The organism is Nocardia sp. FBN12, from assembly GCF_054031145.1.
Genome location: NZ_CM132926.1, coordinates 332,655 through 350,675 on the forward strand (window position 1 = coordinate 332,655; position 18,021 = coordinate 350,675).

The following is an 18,021-nucleotide window of genomic DNA, read 5'->3' on the forward strand; positions in this document are numbered from 1 at the left end:
TGCTGTTTACTCGGTCCGTCAATCAGATGTTCGAGTGACGAGTGGAAGCGGAGGAGACATGGCACTGCCTACGATGACCGCCGAACAGCGCACCGAGGCGTTGGCCAAAGCGGCTGCCGTGCGCAAGGCGCGCTCGGAACTGATCGGCAAGGTGAAGGAGGGCAAGGTCACCGTCGCCGATCTGCTCAAGAAAGCCGACAGCGATGACCTGGTGAAGAAGACCAAGGTCGCTGCCGTGATCAAGGCACTGCCGGGCGTTGGTCCGGTCAAGGCCGCCAAGCTGATGGATCAGGCCGAGATTCCCGAGGATCGTCGTATCGGTGGGCTCGGTGCTCGTCAGCGCGCGGCACTGCTCGACGCCCTCGAGGCCTGAGCCGATTCGCGATCCGACGCCCGTGGAGCTGGATGCACGGGCGTCGGGATGGTCTGCAGGTATTTACACGCAGTAGGTCAGCAGGAAGTCGTTGATCCGCAGGCGCCAGCCCGGTTGCAGTTCGATCGGGAGGGTGCCGACGCGTGACCAGCGTTCGCTGTCGGGGGCGGCGAAGAAGGTTCCGGAGGTCGCGGGGGCCTCGCGGACGAACACCTTGCCACGGTCGGGGGCGACGAAGGCATGGACCCGCGAGACGAGCCGATCCCGTTCGATCAGTATCGGCGTCGCCGCGGAAGCGCGCACCGACTCCTCGCCCGAGGGGTTGCGGCCGAGAACATACGACCGGTCCAGTGGGTAACTCAAGCCGTCTTCGGTGACGAGGGCGCCGCGCGAACCACTGTGGGGCGCAGTGCCTTTGCTCAACGCGACCGGTTCGGCGCGTTTGGCGGCATCGAGTGCTTGGGACCAGGCGCGTGGCGCGTTGGCGGCGGGGGTGTTGCGTGGGCCGGTGCTCACCGTGACGCCGTCGGAGTTGGCCGGACCTGTACTGACGCTTTCGCCGGTGTTCGGCCGGGCACTCACTGTTTCGCCGTCGGGCTGGAAACCCGAGGTCGCGGGTTGATCCGGAGCCGGGAATCCCGCGGTGGCGGGCAGCGCGCCGCTGGTGTCGGTCGGTCTCGTGGACGGTCGGCGAACTGCCTGGAAGCCGGTGGCCTCGGTGGGGGCCGGTTCGTCGATGGCCTCGACCCGGCGCGGCGGGGGATTGCGGCGGCGGCCCAGGTTGAGGACGAAGCCGTTGCCGGTGACGATGCCCGCGCGCAGATCGGTGCGCGGATTGGCGCTGGTCGGGTCGGCCATCTCGGCGCCGACCGCGATCCGGCGGACGGGTTCGCGGATGATCTCGTCGACCCAGGTGAAGGCGCGGTCGCCGGCGAGGCGGCGGTTGCCCTCCGCGCCGGAGATCTCGGCGATCACCGCGCCGCGCAACAGGATCAGCATGCCGTCGGCGGTCGGGGCGAGTACACCGAAAGGCGGTGGCGCAGAGGCGCCGCCGAAGACCACGCCCGCCAGCCGCTGCGCCAGAGCCGCGCCGGGCGCGCTCGCCGCGGTGCTGTTGGCGACGGTTTCCACCGCGCCGAGTAAGCGATCGGTCGACGGTGTCTCCCCGGCCAGATAGACCACGACGTCGCCGAATCTAGCGACGATCCCGGTCCCCGGCACGATGGCCACGGTGGACGAATGCGCGTGCATCAACGCCTCCTAATCGGACTGGCCTTCACCGCCGCCCCGGCCGGTCACGCCCTGCGGCAGACCGCGACCGAGGTCCCGCCGCCAGCATAGATGGCCGGACGCTCGGGGATAAGGTCCGCAGGTGAATTTCGAACGTCGTTCGTGTCAAACGGCGTTCGTCCGGAGCGTAGGATCGGCGCATGAACGCCGCACCCGTCAGTCGCCGGGCCAGACCGGCGAAAGTCCCGCTGAGCCGGGACCTTGTCATCGAGACCGGCCTGCGCATCCTCGACACCGATGGCTCGGGCGCGCTCACCATGCGCCGGGTGGCCAAGGAGCTCGACACCGGCGCCGCGTCGCTGTACGTCTACGTCGCTCATCGTGACGACCTGCTGACCGGGATGCTCGATCACGTGCTGTCCCAGGTCACCGTGCCCGCCGAGGGGGACTGGCGTGCGCGGGTGACCCGGTTGGTCGAGTCCGCCATCGAGGCGCTGGGCCGCCATGACGGGCTCGCGCTCGTCGCGTTCGGGCGGTTTCCGATCACCGAACACGCCGTCGGCCTACGCGAACAGCTGCTCGGTCTGCTGCGTGAGGGGGGCGCAGACGCCGTGACCGCCGGTTGGGCCGGCGATCTGATCTACCGCCATATCGCCGCCGAAGCTGTCGAGCGTGCCGAGAGCGACGCGCGTGGGCGCTGGGCGATTCGCGCGCTGCTCAATGGGATCATCGCCACCCCGGCGGTCGGTGGGCCGGTCCGGCTCGCGCGCCAGGACGAGATCGCGGCGCTGCAGGAGATCGAGCGGCGGGCGGGCGCGCCGTTCGCCGAGGTGGGCATGGGTGCGATCGCCGACGACGAGCCGCCCTCCCGGGAAGTGTTGCGGGGCTTCGTGACCGATGGACGCGCGTGGGTCTGGCCTGATGGGGACGATCAGCCGATCGCGTATCTGATTCTCGGGCTTGTCGACGATCAGCCGCATATCGAGCAGGTTTCTGTCGATCCGGCTCATGCGGGGGCGCGGATCGGTAAGCGGCTGATCGACCATGCGGTGGGGTGGTCGAAAAGCAAGGGGTTGCGCGAGATCACGTTGACTACGTTCACCCAGGTTCCGTGGAACGGGCCGTATTACGAGCGGCTCGGGTTCACTTATATTTCGCCTGCGGACGAGTCTGCGGGGTTGCGTGCGATTCGGGTTGATGAGGTTGCTCATGGGCTTGATGAGTGGCCTCGTGCTTGTATGCGTGCAGAGGTGGCTACCTGGAGGAATGGGTGAGTGGGTGAGTGGTAGCCCTGGGTGGTTGTATGGCAAGGCCACGGGGGTGTTCGGGGTGGCCGGTGTGGTTGGGAGTGCGGGAGGGTGTTTTTGATCGGATGGGTCAGGTGGTGAGGGTGGCGTTTCTGGTGAGGGCGGCTTCGGCGGCGGGGGTGGCGGCTTCGCGGTCGGTGGGGATCAGGCCGATGCGGGTGCGGCGGTCGAGGAGGTCGTCGACTGTCAGGGCGGCTTCGTGGGTGAGGGCGAAGTCGAATTCGGCTGCGGTGACGTCGATTCCGGGGGCGACCGGTTCGGCGAGGGTGGGGTCGGCGAGCCAGGCGGAGACGATCTGGCTCGCTTCGGTGCCGTAGCGCTCGATGAGGACCGGTGGGGCGTCGATGCGGTCGCGGGCGGCGCCGGCGACCGCGCCGATGAGGGGGAGGCGGGTGGTTCGGCAGGGGGTGACGGGGAGTGCTGCCTGGGCTACTGCCGCGTCGACGGCGTCTTCGGCCATCTGGCGGTAGGTGGTGAGCTTGCCGCCGACGACGGTGATCAGGCCGTCGGGGGCGGTGAGGACGGCGTGTTCGCGGGAGATGTCGGCGGTGCTGTCGTCGGCGGTTTTGAGCAGGGGGCGCAAGCCGGCGAATTTGCCACGGATGTCGGAGCGGGTCAGCGGTTCCCGCAACGCGGTGTTGATGGTGTCGAGCAGGAAGTCGATCTCGGACTCGGTGGGCTGGGGTTCGTCGGGGATCGGGCCGGGGGCGTCCTCGTCGGTGAGGCCGAGGTAGACGCGGCCGTGGGCGGCTGGCAGCGCGAAGACGAACCGGCTGATGCTGCCGGGCACCGGCACGGTCAGTGCGGCGCTGAGCCCGCCGAAGGCCGCGGCGTCGAAGACGAGGTGGGTACCGCGGCTCGGCCGCAGTTCGATGCTGTGGTCGACCTCGCCCGCCCACACGCCGGTCGCGTTGATGACAGCGCGGGCGCGCACGTCCAAGGTTTCGCCGGTGAGAGTGTCGCGCAGCTGAACCGAATCACCGCTCGCCGCAACGGCTTCCACGCGGGTCAGAACTGTCGCGCCTTCGGCGGCCGCCGTGCGGGCCAGTGCGACGACCAGGCGGGCATCATCAACGAGCTGCCCGTCCCACGCCTGCAACCCGCCACGCAGCCCGTCGCGGCGCACGGTCGGCGCCAGTCGCAGGGCCTCGGCGGCGGCCACCCGGCGCGAGCGCGGCAATGTGTCGACGGACGTATGGGCCGCGATCCGCAGTGCGTCGCCGGCGGCGAAACCCGCACGGATGAGCGAACTCTGGGCCGATTTCAGGCCGGGCAGCAGTGGTACCAGCTGGGGTAGCGGGCGCACCAGATGCGGTGCGGTGGTGCGCAACAGGATGCCGCGTTCGACCGCGCTCTCGTGCGCGATCCCGACCCGCCCGCTCGCGAGGTAGCGCAACCCACCGTGCACCAGTTTCGAACTCCAGCGACTGGTGCCGAACGCGAAGTCGTTGCGCTCCACCAGGAGTGTGCGCAGACCGCGCGCGGCGGCGTCGAGGGCGACGCCGGTTCCGGTCACGCCGCCGCCGATCACCACCACATCCACGTCGGGATGGTCACCGAGGGCGCGCAGGTCGAAGGTGCGGCGCGCGGCGTTCAGCGTGGCCTTGGAGTCAGGAGTCATCACAGTCCTTGTCGGGTAGCGGGAGCAGGTAACCCTCGACAGCCCTGGACAATTCGGCATCGAACTCCGCACCGGCCAGCAGCGACTCCACGGTGCCCGCGGACTGCACCGCCGACTGGGTGATGAGCAGCAGCATGGTGGCCATGTGCTCGGCATCGCCCGCCCGAATCGACCCGTCTTCGTGCCCGATCCTGATCACCGTCGCGAACAGCCCGATCAGCGTGCGCTGATTGCGGCCGAGCCGACCGAACACATAGGTGAGCATCAGGTCGGTGTCGGTGCGGAAGATCTTGGCGAAAACCGCATTCGACCTGATCGCCCCCGCACCCGCCACGATGCCGCGCACCAGCCGATCCCGGCCGAGGCCGGTGTCGGGCACGGTCTCGGCGACGATCGTGCGCAGTTCGCGGACCAGCAGCTCGGCGATCAGCGACCCGGTGTCGGGCCAGCGGCGATACACCGTCGGCCTGCTCACGCCCGCCCGCCGCGCCACCTCGGTGAGTGTGGTTCGGCGAACGCCGAAATCGACGACGCAAGCCCGTGTGGCATCGAGAATCGCCACGTCGGTGGGCGAAAGCTGGTCAGCGTGGGTCGCGAGGTCGATCATCGTGCTTCACCGCCGGTGTGTTCGGCGGCGCCCGGAGAGGGCGCCGTGGTCGGGCTGGAACCGCCCAAGGGTATCGAGCGGACCAGCAGGGTTGACGTCGCGAATGTTCGGTAGTGACATCCGACAGCGGTACGGATGCCGACTCTGGGACATGTCGTTGGTTACTGCTTGACACTATATGTCATTATGTAACGCATGGTCGAGACGCAACACGAACAATCCGGGTCTGCCACCGAGGCGCCGAGCATGGTGTGGGATGCCTGGGGTGTCGCCGCCGGTCATCAGCCGCTGTCGGCGCAGATCCGTGGCCTGCTCGGGCAGGTGTTCGGGATCTCGGGTGAACCGGTAGCGCGCCGCGACGAGAACGATGTGCCGCTGATACCCACCGCCCTCACGGCCGCCGACCGGACCGGTCTGGCCGAGATCGTCGGTGACGAACATCTCACAACCGCCGATCTCGACCGGCTCCGGCACGCGGGCGGCAAGAGCACCCCGGACCTGCTGCGCCGCCGCGCGAGCGAGCCGCAGAACGCCCCCGACGCCGTCGTCTTCCCCGCCGACCACCCGCAGGTCCTCGCGCTGCTGACGTACTGCGCCGATCGCGGGATCGCCGTGGTCCCGTTCGGTGGCGGAACCAGCGTCGTCGGTGGCGTCGATCCGGTGCGCGGGCGCTTCGCCACCGTGATCGCCCTCGATCTGCGCAGGCTGGACACACTCACCGCGGTCGATCCGGCCAGCGGCACCGCCACTCTCGGTGCCGGTCTCACCGGCCCGCAGGCCGAGGAATTGCTGGGTGCGCACGGGCTCTCGCTCGGACACTTCCCGCAGAGTTTCGAATTCGCCAGCATCGGCGGGTTCGCCGCGACCAGGTCGTCGGGTCAGGCGTCGGCGGGCTACGGCCGGTTCGACGACATGGTCGAACGCCTGGTGATCGCCACCCCACAGGGCACCCTCGACCTCGGCCGCGCTCCCGCGTCGGCCGCCGGGCCGGATCTACGCGAGTTGTTCGTCGGGTCGGAGGGCGCGCTCGGCATCATCACCTCGGTCACCCTCCGGGTGCATCCGGTGCCGGAAACCGTTGGCTACCAGGCCTGGTCGTTCCCCGACTTCGCCACCGGTGCCGCCGCGCTGCGCGGTGTGGTGCAGGCCGGTGCCGCGCCGACGGTGATGCGGTTGTCCGACGAGGCCGAAACGGGACTGAACCTGGCCCGCTCCGCCGATGTCGGCGGCAACCCGGTGTCGGGCTGTCTGGCCATCACCACCTTCGAGGGCAGCCGGGCCCATGTCGCGGCGCGATCGGCCGAGGCGAGTGAGCTGCTGGCCGCCGCGGGTGGCACCGCGCTCGGTGCGGCGCCCGCGCAGCAGTGGGAGCACGGCCGGTTCGCCGCGCCCTACATGCGCGACGCGCTGCTCGATGTCGGCGTGCTGTGCGAGACGCTCGAAACCGCCACCAGCTGGGCCAATCTGGCGAATCTGAAGGTGAAGGTCACCGGCGCGCTGATGGACGCGCTCGGTGCGCAGGGCACGCCCGCGCTGGTCATGTGCCACATCTCGCACACCTATCCGACCGGCGCGTCGCTGTATTTCACCGTTGTCGCCAAGCAGCTCGACGATCCGATCGCGCAGTGGCGCATCGCCAAATCCGCCGCGAGCGACGCGATGGTGGCCGCGGGTGGGACCATCACCCACCATCACGCGGTCGGCGCCGACCACCGTCCGTGGATGCGTGCCGAGATCGGTGACCTGGGTGTTCGGGTTTTGCGTGCGGTGAAGCGCGAACTCGACCCCACCGGGGTGCTCAACCCTGGAAAGCTGGTGCCGTGAAGCAGCTTTGGCCAGCGAATCAGATGCCGACGGAGCCGAGCGCCTGCGGGGTGCGGTCGTGAGCGAACATCCGGTGCGGCGCGTCGTCGTGGTCACCAACCCGCATTCGGGGTCGGGCCGTGGTGACGGTGTCGCCGAGACGGTGCTGACTCGGCTCGCGGCGCGCGGTGTCGAGGTGGTCGAGGTGCGGGCGCCGAGTGCGGACGAGTCGGTGACGCAGGTGCGGACGCTGGTCGCGGGCGAGGACCGGCCGGATGCGGTGATCTGTGTCGGCGGTGACGGACTGATGAATGTGCTGCTGGCCGCCGTCGCGCACAGCGGAGTTCCGCTCGGACTGGTGCCCGCGGGCACGGGCAACGACCTGGCCCGGGAATTCGGGATACCGACCGGCGATCCGAAGGCCGCCGTCGACATCGTGCTCGGCGGCCGGACCCGCACCATCGATCTGGGGCGGATCGAATCGCCCACCGCCGCACCCACCTGGTTCGCGACCGTGGTGGGTACCGGGTTCGACGCACGAGTTACCTTGCGCGCCAACAAGATGCGGTATCCGCGCGGGCCGCTGCGCTACACCGCGGCCGCGGTGGTCGAGCTGATGCGCGGCTACACGCTGCCGTTCCGGATCGAGTTGTCAGGTCTGGCGCCCGGTGTTCTCGACAACCCGCCGGACTCGCATGTGGTGATCCTCACCGATGCGGTGATGGCGCCGATCGGCAACACCCGCACCTACGGGGGCGGGATGCTGGTGTGTCCGGAGGCCCGCGCCGACGACGGGTATCTCGACATCACGGTGGTGGGCGCGGTGTCGCGGCTGGAGATGGCGCGGCTGTTGCCCGCGTTGTCGGCGGGCAAGCGGATCGACCACCCGGCGACGAAGCGGTACCGGGCCCGGCGGATCACGGTCAGTGCCGAAGGCGGGTACGCGACGGCCGACGGTGAGCCCGCGGGGATGTTGCCGGTGACGGTGCAGGCGATGCCGGGGGCGCTGACTGTTCTGGTGCCGTAAGCGGCTGGAACGTGACGGCGGGCGCCGTCGTCGACCCGGGCGTAGCCGAGTCGACGACGAGGACGGTCACGTCGATCAGGCGGCGTCGAAAGCTATGCGCGACACGGCATGCAGGGTCGGCCGGTCGATGATCACCACCGACGTGGAGGACAGCGGTCGCGGGTCCGCGGTGTGGGTGGTGTCGCGGGCGCCGAGTTCGTCCATCATCGTGTCCCAGCGGCGGCAGTGGGCGACGAAGGCCAGGCCGTTGACGCTGCGGCCACGGCTGATCTGGCCGCGCCGCGCCTCGTCGGCGGGCACATCGATCAGCACCATGTGCAGTTCGCGGTGACCCTGCTCGGCCCAGCGGGTGATCAGGCGCCGACTCCAGCGGAAGGTCGCGCAGTCGTGGATGGCGACCGGCCCGTCGGTCTCGCGCAGCGCGTCGCGGATCGCGCGGTAGTGCGCCAGGTGCACCAGCGGGCGCCACAGCGAGTACGGCGCCCAGCCCAGACGATGGCGAAGGCGGTTGCGGGTGTGGTTCGAATCGAGGACCAGAGCGCCGGAAGCGGTGCGCACCGGGTGTTCGGCGTCGGGTCCCGCACCGAAGAAACGGTGTAGCGCGGTGGACTTTCCCGCGCCGGGGACGCCGGCGAAGACCAGAACGGTGGTGCGCGGGTAGCGCAGTTCTTCGACCTCGCTCGCGCGTAGGTCCACCAGGGCGACCGGGGTGATGGTCCGCGGTGCCGACGGCGGAACGGGGGAGGAGGATTCGAGCGGGGGCGTCACCCTCTCCAGGGTCCGGTAAATCGGACAAAACGGCAATCCGGGGTTACCCGGATATTCCGCTCGAGTGTTGGGCGACAACGGTTTCCGCGTGTCGTCGTGGCGCGTCACAGGCCTTGCTGACCAGCACAAGGCCGAAGCTGAGAATTCCATATGGATTCTCGTCGGCGGAGTTAATCGCCGGTAGTATCAGTGCTGTAGACGGAGTCTTCGGTGTCCCTCATCCACCGAAGAGTCCGTCTTTTTTGTGCCGGGGTAGGCGGGGAAAGGGTGGTTGCCGCTTCCCCTTAGGATTGGGACGTGACCAGCACAGCCCCTGACAACTCGCGTAATCGTGCCGATGCCCTGCCCAAGAGCTGGAACCCCAGCGAGGTAGAGGCCGACCTGTACGAGGGCTGGGTAAACGCCGGGTACTTCGCCGCCGACGCCGCCTCGGGCAAGCCGCCGTACTCGATCGTGCTGCCGCCGCCGAACGTCACCGGCACCCTGCACATGGGCCACGCGCTCGACCACACGATCATGGACCTGCTCACCCGCCGCAAGCGGATGCAGGGCTACGAGGTGCTGTGGCTGCCGGGCATGGACCACGCCGGTATCGCCACCCAGACGGTGGTGGAGAAGCAGCTCGCCGCCGACGGCAAGACCAAAGAAGAGTTCGGCCGTGAGCTGTTCATCGACAAGGTGTGGGACTGGAAGCGCGAGTCCGGCGGGCAGATCCAGGGGCAGATGCGTCGCCTCGGTGACGGCGTCGACTGGGCCCGCGACCGCTTCACCATGGACGACGGTCTCTCGCGCGCGGTGCAGACGATCTTCAAGCGGCTCTACGACTCCGGGCTGATCTACCGCGCCGAGCGACTGGTGAACTGGTCGCCGGTGCTGCAGACCGGTATCTCCGACCTCGAGGTGGACCACAAGGAGGTCGACGGCGAACTCGTGAGCATGCGGTTCGGTTCGCTGAACGACGACGAGCCGCACGTGATCGTGGCCACCACCCGCGTGGAGACGATGCTCGGCGACACCGCCGTCGCGGTGCACCCGGACGACGAGCGATACAAGGCGCTGATCGGCAGCACGCTGTACCACCCGATCACCGGCCGCCAGATCCCGATCGTCGCCGACGACTATGTCGACCCCGAATTCGGTTCCGGCGCAGTGAAGATCACCCCGGCGCACGACCCCAACGACTTCGAACTCGGCCTGCGCCATGGGCTGCCGATGCCGACGATCATGGACAAGACGGGCCGGATCGCCGACAGCGGCACCGAATTCGACGGCATGGACCGCTTCGAGGCCCGCGTCAAGATCCGCGAGCGGCTCGAGGCCGAAGGTCGCATCGCCGGACGCAAGTTCCCCTACAAGCACCAGGTCGGTCACTCGGAGCGCTCCGGCGAGCCGATCGAGCCGCGCCTGTCGATGCAGTGGTGGGTCAAGGTCGACACCCTGGCCAAGGCCGCGGGCGACGCCGTGCGCGAAGGCGACGTGAAGATCCACCCCGCCAGCCAGGAACCGCGCTGGTTCGACTGGGTCGACAACATGCACGACTGGTGCATCTCGCGTCAGCTGTGGTGGGGTCACCGCATTCCGATCTGGTACGGGCCCGACGGCGAGATCGTGTGCCTCGGCCCGGGCGAGGAAGCGCCCGAGGGCTGGGTGCAGGACCCCGATGTGCTCGACACCTGGTTCTCCTCCGGGCTGTGGCCGTTCTCCACGATGGGCTGGCCCGACTCGACCCCCGAGCTGTCGAAGTTCTATCCGACCAGCGTGCTCGTCACCGGTTACGACATCCTGTTCTTCTGGGTGGCCCGGATGATGATGTTCGGCATGTACGTCAGCGACGACCCGGTGCTCACCGCCGGTAAGGGCGGACAGAAGCAGGTCCCGTTCGAAGACGTGTTCCTGCACGGCCTGATCCGCGACCAGCACGGCAAGAAGATGTCGAAGTCGCGCGGCAACGGTATCGACCCGCTCGACTGGATCAACTCCTACGGCGCCGACGCGCTGCGCTTCACCCTGGCCCGCGGCGCCCAGCCCGGCGGCGACCTCTCCGTCGGCGACGCGCACGCGCTGGCCTCGCGCAGCTTCGTCACCAAGCTGTTCAACGCCACCAAGTTCGCGCTGATGAACGGCGCGCGCACCGGCGAGCTGCCCCCGCGCGAGACCCTCACCGACGCCGACCGCTGGATCGTCGACCGGCTCGACGAGGTCCGCGCCGAGGTCGACACGGCCTTCGACGCCTACGAATTCGGCAAGGCCTGCGAGGCGCTCTACCACTTCGCGTGGGACGAACTGTGTGACTGGTATCTGGAGCTGTCCAAGGTGCAGTTCGCCGAATCCGACGCGCGTGCCGAGAGCACCGCGGTGGTGCTCGGCAGCGTGCTCGACGCGGTGCTTCGCCTGCTGCACCCGGTGATCCCGTTCGTCACCGAGACGCTGTGGAAGGCGCTCACCGGCGGCGAATCGGTGGTGATCGCCGCGTGGCCGCAGGCCAGTGGCGTCGCGACCGACGAGCTCGCCGCGCAGCGAGTGGCCGATACGCAGCGGTTGATCACCGAGATCCGCCGGTTCCGCGGCGATCAGGGCCTGGCCGACAAGCAGAAGGTGAAGGCCACCCTCGTCGGCATCGAGGACGCCGGGCTCGGTGGTTTCGCCGACTCGGTGGCCAACCTGGCCCGCCTCACCGAACCGGGCGAGGACTTCGCCACCACCGCGGAGGTGGAGGTGCGACTGTCCGGCGGCACCGTCACCGTGCAGCTCGACACCTCCGGCGCGATCGACCTCGACGCCGAACGGCGCAGGCTGGAGAAGGATCTCGCGGCCGCGCAGAAGGATCTCGACACCACCACGGCCAAGCTCGGCAACGAGGCCTTCCTGGCCAAGGCGCCACAGCCGGTCGTCGACAAGATTACCGCGCGTCGTGATGTGGCCACGGCCGAAGTGGTTCGGATCGGCGCTCGCCTGGCGGAGTTGAGCGCCAAATGAGCGACCTCGGCCCCGGCGATATCGACCCGGAGGACATCGAACCCGACGACAGCGGTGACTTCGGTGGTACCGGCTATCAGGAGGCTCGGCTCGACACCGGGCCCTCACCGGTCGACCTCGCCGAAATGGCACTGGTAGAAGCCGAACTCGACAAGCGCTGGCCCGAAACCAAGATCGAGCCCTCGCTCACCAGGATCTCCACCCTGATGGACCTGCTCGGCAATCCGCAGAACAACTATCCGGCGATCCACGTCGCGGGCACCAACGGCAAGACCTCGGTCACGCGGATGATCGACGCCCTGCTCACCGCGCTGCACCGGCGCACGGGCCGGATCACCAGCCCGCACCTGCAGCTGGCGACCGAGCGGATCAGCATCGACAACGCGCCGATCTCGCCGGCCGACTACGTGGCGACCTATCACGAACTCGCCCCCTATATCGAGATGATCGACCAGCGTTCCGCCGAAACCGACGGCCCCGCGATGAGTAAGTTCGAGGTGCTCACCGGCATGGCCTACGCCGCGTTCGCCGAGGCACCGGTCGACGTGGCCGTCGTCGAAACCGGCATGGGCGGCACCTGGGACGCCACCAACGTGATCGGGGCGCAGGTCACGGTGATCACCCCGATCGGCCTCGACCACACCGAGTACCTCGGCCCCGACCTCGAATCGATCGCCAAGGAGAAGGCCGGGATCATCAAGCGCGCCCCCGAGGCGCTGATCCCGACCGACACCGTCGCGGTGATCGCCGAGCAGGAGCCCGAGGTGATGGACGTGCTGTTGCGCCGGGCCGTCGCCGAGGATGCCGCAGTGGCCCGCGCGGGCGCGGAGTTCCGGCTGCTGGAACGGGCCGTCGCCGTCGGCGGACAGCTACTGACGCTGCAGGGACTCGGCGGCGTCTACGACGAGATCTTCCTGCCGTTGCACGGTGAGCACCAGGCCCGCAACGCGTCGTTGGCGCTGGCCGCGGTCGAGGCGTTCTTCGGTGCGGGCGCGGATCGTCAGCTCGATATCGAGGCGGTGCGCACCGGTTTCGCGACTGTGGCCAGCCCTGGCCGGATGGAACGGATGCGCAACGCGCCGACCATCTTCGTCGACGCCGCCCACAACCCGGCGGGTGCGCAGGCACTGGCCGCGACGCTCACCGGCGAGTTCGACTTCCGCAAGCTGGTCGGGGTGGTCGCGGTGCTCGCCGACAAGGACGCGGCCGGCATTCTCGACGCGCTCGAACCGGTCTTCGACGAAATCGTCGTCACCAGCAACGGCTCACCCCGGGCCATGGATGTGGACGCACTGGCCGACCTGGCCGTGCAGCGGTTCGGCGATGAACGCGTGATCACCGCTGAGACGCTGCCCGACGCACTGGAGTCGGCGATCGCGCTGGCCGAGCAGGCCGGTGACGACGGCGACGTGATCTCGGGTGCCGGCGTGATCGTCACCGGGTCGGTCGTCACCGCGGGCGCGGCGCGTGCCCTGTTCGGAAAGGGACCGGCATGAGTGAAGTGCCTCCTCCCGCCACTGATCCTTGGAAGGGTCTGCGCGGGGTCATGGCGGGGACATTGGTCCTCGAGGCGATCGTGGTGCTGCTTGCGCTGCCGGTGGTCGCCGACGTCGGCGGCGGTGTCACGTGGTTCTCCGGGACCTACCTCGTGGTGCTGTCGGTGCTGATGATCCTGGGCGCCGGTGTGCAGCGGAAGCCGTGGGCGATCCCGTTCAACCTGGGGCTGCAGGTGTTGCTGCTCGCCGGTGCGTTCATCCACCTGTCCATCGGCGTGATCGCGGTGGTGTTCATCGCGGTCTGGGCCTTCATCCTCGTCCTGCGCTCGGACGTCCAGCGCCGCATGGATGCGGGACTCCTCCCCAGTCAGCGAATGGGCACCGAGTCCTGACAGCTCGAGGGCCCGATCGGCGTGCTGACGCGGCCGACGCTAGGGTTACCCCGTGACTGAGCAGACGTTGGTACTCATCAAGCCGGACGGTGTCTCCCGAGGCCTCACCGGCGAGATCCTGGCGCGCATCGAGCGCAAGGGCCTCACTTTCCAGGCGCTGGAGCTGAAGAACGTGTCCGCGGAACTCGCGGCCGAGCACTACGCCGAACACGCCGAGCGGCCCTTCTTCGGCTCGCTCATCGAATTCATCACCTCCGGCCCGGTCGTCGCGGCCGTGCTCGAGGGTCCGCGCGCGATCGCGGCGTTCCGTCAGCTCGCCGGTGGCACCGACCCGGTCGAGAAGGCCGTTCCCGGCACCATCCGCGGCGACTTCGGCCTGGAGACCCAGTTCAACCTGGTCCACGGATCCGACTCGCCCGAGTCCGCCAAGCGCGAGATCGCCCTCTGGTTCCCCGAATTTCCCGCCTGACCGCTCTGGTCGGTAGCGCAGTAGAGACAGTTGGACACCCGGTCAGGCGGTATCGAACTCCGCTCGACCGGGTTGGCCTCGCACGTGGCTGTGCACCGAGGAATACGGCGGCCGCGAGCGGGGCGGAGTTCGCGTGAGTTGCGCCGATGGCGATCCCCGCGCGAGCGGTATGGGATACTGACTACGGATGTGTTCGACGCCGACCTGTCGCGCAGGTACGTGACGCGGCGGCGGACATGACCGGATGACACCGCGGTTGATGCCGATCATCGCTGCCACGGACGGCCCTGTTGCTGGGGTTGCCCGCGCAGGCACGCTGGATGAGCGCTCGAAAGCGCGGTGGCACGCCGTACAGCCAGGCGCCGTGTGACCGGTTGGCCCGCCAGATGATCGATCAAGGTGCGACCGGACACGCGGGGCGAGACCAGATGACCCTCGTACCATCGGGTACGAGGTGCACGGACGATGCCCCCGCGTCGGCCGCGTTCCTCCCGTACCGGGGAAGGACGCGCCCGGGGGCCCGAGGAGACTTCGTGGCCGAAAAAGAGCCGCTGGACACAACACAACAGGATGCCGATCAATTGCCGGAGCGAATTCGAGTTCATGCACTGGCCAAACGGTTGGGAGTGACCAGCAAACGCATCCTGGCCAAACTGGCCGAGCTGGGCGCCGAGGCGCGCAGCGTTCAATCCAATGTCGACCGCTCGGTCGCCGAAACGGTGCGCGACGCGATCGCCGCCGCTGACGCCGAACCCGGCGAACCCGAGGTGGCCGCACCCACTACGCGCGCGAAGAAGCGCGCCGCGTCCACCCCCGTCGCCGAGCAGCCGGCCGACACCACAGCGGCGCCCGCGTCGCTGTTCTCCGCACCGCACGTCGCGCGCACCGACGAGGTGTTCGCCGCGATGCGCGAAGACGCGCACACCGATCTGTTCACCCACCGGTCCTCGGATGCTCCCGCGCAGACCGAGCCGGTGACCTTCGACGCACCCGCCTCCGTCGGCATGCCGCTGTTCCTCCCGCCGGATGCCACCGCCGCCGAGGAGACCCGCAAGCGCCGTCGCGCCGAGCGGACCCCCAAGCGCGAAGAGCCCGTCGCGCCGCCGGTCGAGGAGATCGAGGCCGAGGTCGAGGCGACCGAGGAATCCGCCGACGCCGCCGATGACAACGACAACGACGCCGACGGTCAGCCCCGCCGCCGCCGCCGTGGCCGCCGTGGCCGTGGCCGCGGTCGTGGCGAGCAGTCCGCCGACGGCGAGGACAACGAGTCCGACGAGGACGACACCGACGAGGCCGAGCAGCCGGCCGAGCAGGTCACCGCCGAGGCCGAACCGGCCGAGGACAGCGACACCGACGACGAAGACGGCACCTCCGATGGCGCGAGCCGCCGTCGCCGTCGCCGTCGCCGCCGCAAGGTGGGCGGTGAGTCCGCCGATGCCGAGGCAGCGACCGAGGACGACCCGCCCAACACCGTCGTGCACGAGCGCGAGCCACGCAACAAGCGGCGCGAACGTTCCAGCGCGAACAACAACCCCGACGAAGTGCAGGGCATCTCCGGCTCCACGCGCCTGGAAGCCAAGCGTCAGCGCCGCCGTGACGGCAGGGAAGCCGGGCGTCGCCGTCCGCCGATCCTGACCGAGTCGGAGTTCCTGGCCCGCCGCGAGGCGGTCGACCGGGTGATGGTCGTGCGCGAGAAGGCGTTCGACCCGGCCGAACACGCGCCCGGCCACCAGACCACCACCCAGGTGGCGGTCCTCGAGGACAACATCCTCGTCGAGCACTTCGTGACCAGTTCCGGTCAGGCGTCGATGGTGGGCAATGTCTACCTCGGCAAGGTGCAGAACGTGCTGCCCAGTATGGAAGCGGCGTTCATCGACATCGGCCGCGGCCGCAACGGCGTGCTCTACGCCGGTGAGGTGAACTGGGAGGCCGCCGGTCTCGGTGGTCGCGAGCGCAAGATCGAGCAGGCACTCATGCCCGGCGATCAGGTGCTGGTGCAGGTGTCCAAGGACCCGGTGGGTCACAAGGGCGCCCGCCTGACCACCCAGATCTCCCTGGCCGGTCGCTTCCTGGTGTACGTGCCCGGTGGCACGTCGACCGGGATCAGCCGCAAGCTGCCCGACACCGAGCGCAAGCGGCTCAAGGAGATCCTGCGCGAGATCGTCCCGTCCGACGCGGGCGTGATCATCCGGACCGCGTCCGAGGGTGTCAGCGAGCCCGAACTGGCACGCGATGTCGAACGGCTGCAGGCCGCCTGGCGCACCATCGAAGAGGCCGCCGCCAAGGAGACCAACGCACCGAAGGCGCTCTACGAAGAGCCCGACATGCTGGTCAAGGTCATCCGCGACCTGTTCAACGAGGACTTCGCCAAGCTGGTCATCGAAGGTGACCGCGCGTGGAGCACCGTCGAGACCTACGTCCGCACCGTCGCGCCCGACCTGCTGGGTCGGGTCAACCGGCACGAGAACAACGGCGTCGACGTCTTCGACGCCTTCCGGATCGACGAGCAGCTGGCCAAGGCGCTCGATCGCAAGGTGTGGCTGCCCTCGGGCGGCACCCTGGTGATCGACCGCACCGAGGCGATGACCGTCGTCGACGTCAACACCGGCAAGTTCACCGGCTCGGGCTCGTCGAACCTCGAAGAGACCGTCACCAAGAACAACCTGGAAGCGGCCGAGGAGATCGTGCGCCAGATGCGGCTGCGCGATATCGGCGGCATGATCGTCGTCGACTTCATCGACATGGTCCTCGAATCCAACCGTGACCTGGTGCTGCGTCGTCTCACCGAGGCGCTCGGCCGTGACCGCACCCGCCACCAGGTCTCGGAAGTCACCTCGCTGGGCCTGGTCCAGATGACCCGCAAGAAGCTGGGCACCGGACTGGTCGAGGCGTTCTCCACCACCTGTGAGCACTGCCACGGTCGCGGCATCCTCGTGCACTCCTACCCGGTGGATTCCGGGTCGGGCGTCGAGGAGCCGCGGTCGAAGGAGGGCGGTTCGCGCCGTCGTCGCGGTAAGGATCGCGACAAGCCCGCCACCACTGCCGCACCGGCGGCCAACGGCACCGCACCGGCCGCCGAACACGCCGAGGAGGACATCGCGGTCAAGCGTGCCCACCCGGTCGTGCTCGCGATGGCAGGTCACCACGACGACGAGGCCACCGAGGTTGCCGAAGCCGTCGAGGAGACGCCCGCCGAGCCGACCAGGTCGCGTTCCCGGTCGCGTTCGCGCCGGTCGGGACGTGGTTCCGCCGCGGCGAATCCTGAGCCGAGCACCGAGGGTCCGCTCACCGGGGTTATTTCCGGAGACGCCGAACCCGAGGAAGCGGTGACCGAGGAAGCGGTGACTGAGGAAGCGGTGACCGAGGACGCGGGGATCGCTGCGCTGGCGGTCGCTCCTGTTGTCCCGGAATCGGCATCCGAGCCCGCCGCGGTCACGCAGCCCGAACCGGCTCCGGCCGCCGAGTCCGAGTCCACCCCGGTCGCCGAACCGGCTCCGGCTGCCGCCGAACCCGCACCGCGGGCACCTCGTAGGCGTCGTGTGGCCCGGTCGACCGCGGCACCCGCCCCGGACAGCACGGGAGCCGTGTTCGTCCTGTCGGCGAACGAACAGCCGCCCGCGGCGGCCGTCGTGGATTTCGCGGCGGAGCCTGTCGTCGTCCCGGAACGCAAACCGCGCCGGCGCGCGGTGGGCCGTCCCGCGGGCGCACCGGCGGATTCGCAGTAGCTCGATGCTTGCGTGCGCGGATCCGTTCGCGCACGCAAGCCCTCGATTCGGCCCCTGACCGGCCGAATTGGGGGAGTGGATACCGCTCTGGTAACCTAGGTCGGTCGCTGCCCAGTGATTGAGCATCTGGCCGAACAGGCCGGGTGCGTACCGCAGGCAGCAAACGTTCTTCCCCCGCTCTGCGGGGATGAGCCCAGGAATACGCGTCGCAGCTGCGGCGTGGACAT

The 18,021-nt window shown here is 69.1% G+C and carries 13 protein-coding genes; 9 read left to right on the forward strand and 4 right to left on the reverse strand.

All coding sequences use genetic code 11. The features are described from left to right. Positions 1-58 precede the first annotated feature (58 nt). Entirely contained in the window at positions 59-373 is a 315-nt protein-coding gene (mihF, locus tag ACWZHB_RS01870; RefSeq protein WP_019045768.1) for an integration host factor, actinobacterial type, read from the forward strand. A 63-nt stretch (positions 374-436) separates the two neighbouring features. Here mihF and ACWZHB_RS01875 read toward each other — a convergent pair whose 3' ends face one another. After that, positions 437-1,624: an FHA domain-containing protein gene (locus tag ACWZHB_RS01875; RefSeq protein WP_427906213.1), complete on the reverse strand. Its 1,188-nt coding sequence runs from the start codon at positions 1,622-1,624 to the stop codon at positions 437-439. Positions 1,625-1,803: 179 nt separating this feature from the next. On the opposite strand from ACWZHB_RS01875, the gene ACWZHB_RS01880 reads away from it, so the two are divergent. Further along, positions 1,804-2,877: a GNAT family N-acetyltransferase gene (locus tag ACWZHB_RS01880; RefSeq protein ID WP_427906214.1), complete on the forward strand. Its 1,074-nt coding sequence runs from the start codon at positions 1,804-1,806 to the stop codon at positions 2,875-2,877. A gap of 103 nt (positions 2,878-2,980) precedes the next feature. Here ACWZHB_RS01880 and ACWZHB_RS01885 read toward each other — a convergent pair whose 3' ends face one another. Then, positions 2,981-4,531, reverse strand: coding sequence for a glycerol-3-phosphate dehydrogenase/oxidase (locus ACWZHB_RS01885; protein WP_427906215.1), 1,551 nt, complete (start codon positions 4,529-4,531; stop codon positions 2,981-2,983). Then, positions 4,521-5,138 carry a TetR/AcrR family transcriptional regulator gene (locus ACWZHB_RS01890; RefSeq protein WP_427906216.1) on the reverse strand — a complete coding sequence of 206 codons (618 nt, stop codon included), beginning with the start codon at positions 5,136-5,138 and terminating at the stop codon, positions 4,521-4,523. The genes ACWZHB_RS01885 and ACWZHB_RS01890 overlap by 11 nt, the downstream gene beginning before the upstream one ends. A gap of 195 nt (positions 5,139-5,333) precedes the next feature. Here ACWZHB_RS01890 and ACWZHB_RS01895 point away from each other — a divergent pair, with 195 nt between their 5' ends. Together ACWZHB_RS01895 and ACWZHB_RS01900 are read left to right on the forward strand one after the other, a co-directional pair. Next, positions 5,334-6,962, forward strand: coding sequence for an FAD-binding oxidoreductase (locus tag ACWZHB_RS01895; RefSeq protein ID WP_427906217.1), 1,629 nt, complete (start codon positions 5,334-5,336; stop codon positions 6,960-6,962). Positions 6,963-7,020: 58 nt separating this feature from the next. Then, a complete protein-coding gene (locus tag ACWZHB_RS01900) occupies positions 7,021-7,968 on the forward strand; it encodes a diacylglycerol kinase family protein (protein WP_427906218.1) in 948 nt (315 codons plus the stop codon). A 75-nt stretch (positions 7,969-8,043) separates the two neighbouring features. Here the strand turns inward: ACWZHB_RS01900 and ACWZHB_RS01905 are convergent, their stop codons facing one another. Further along, entirely contained in the window at positions 8,044-8,736 is a 693-nt protein-coding gene (locus ACWZHB_RS01905; protein WP_427906219.1) for an AAA family ATPase, read from the reverse strand. Between the two features lie 297 nt (positions 8,737-9,033). On the opposite strand from ACWZHB_RS01905, the gene ACWZHB_RS01910 reads away from it, so the two are divergent. The 5 genes from ACWZHB_RS01910 to ACWZHB_RS01930 all read left to right on the forward strand — a co-directional run bounded on the left by ACWZHB_RS01910 (position 9,034) and on the right by ACWZHB_RS01930 (position 17,794). Continuing rightward, positions 9,034-11,712, forward strand: a complete 2,679-nt coding sequence (locus ACWZHB_RS01910) for a valine--tRNA ligase (protein WP_427906220.1) — start codon at positions 9,034-9,036, stop codon at positions 11,710-11,712. Positions 11,713-11,837: 125 nt separating this feature from the next. Beyond that, positions 11,838-13,208 carry a bifunctional tetrahydrofolate synthase/dihydrofolate synthase gene (gene folC, locus ACWZHB_RS01915; protein ID WP_427909048.1) on the forward strand — a complete coding sequence of 457 codons (1,371 nt, stop codon included), beginning with the start codon at positions 11,838-11,840 and terminating at the stop codon, positions 13,206-13,208. Next, the gene (locus tag ACWZHB_RS01920; protein ID WP_427906221.1) at positions 13,205-13,600 is read left to right on the forward strand and encodes a DUF4233 domain-containing protein; all 396 of its coding nucleotides are present in this window, start codon (positions 13,205-13,207) and stop codon (positions 13,598-13,600) included. The genes folC and ACWZHB_RS01920 overlap by 4 nt, the downstream gene beginning before the upstream one ends. Before the next feature lie 52 nt (positions 13,601-13,652). Then, complete coding sequence (gene ndk / locus ACWZHB_RS01925) at positions 13,653-14,069, forward strand: nucleoside-diphosphate kinase (protein ID WP_266298471.1); 417 nt, start codon at positions 13,653-13,655, stop codon at positions 14,067-14,069. Positions 14,070-14,602: 533 nt separating this feature from the next. Next, positions 14,603-17,794 (forward strand): translation initiation factor IF-2 N-terminal domain-containing protein, encoded by a 3,192-nt coding sequence (locus ACWZHB_RS01930; protein ID WP_427906222.1) that lies wholly within the window; start codon positions 14,603-14,605, stop codon positions 17,792-17,794. The last annotated feature ends 227 nt before the right edge of the window (positions 17,795-18,021 follow it).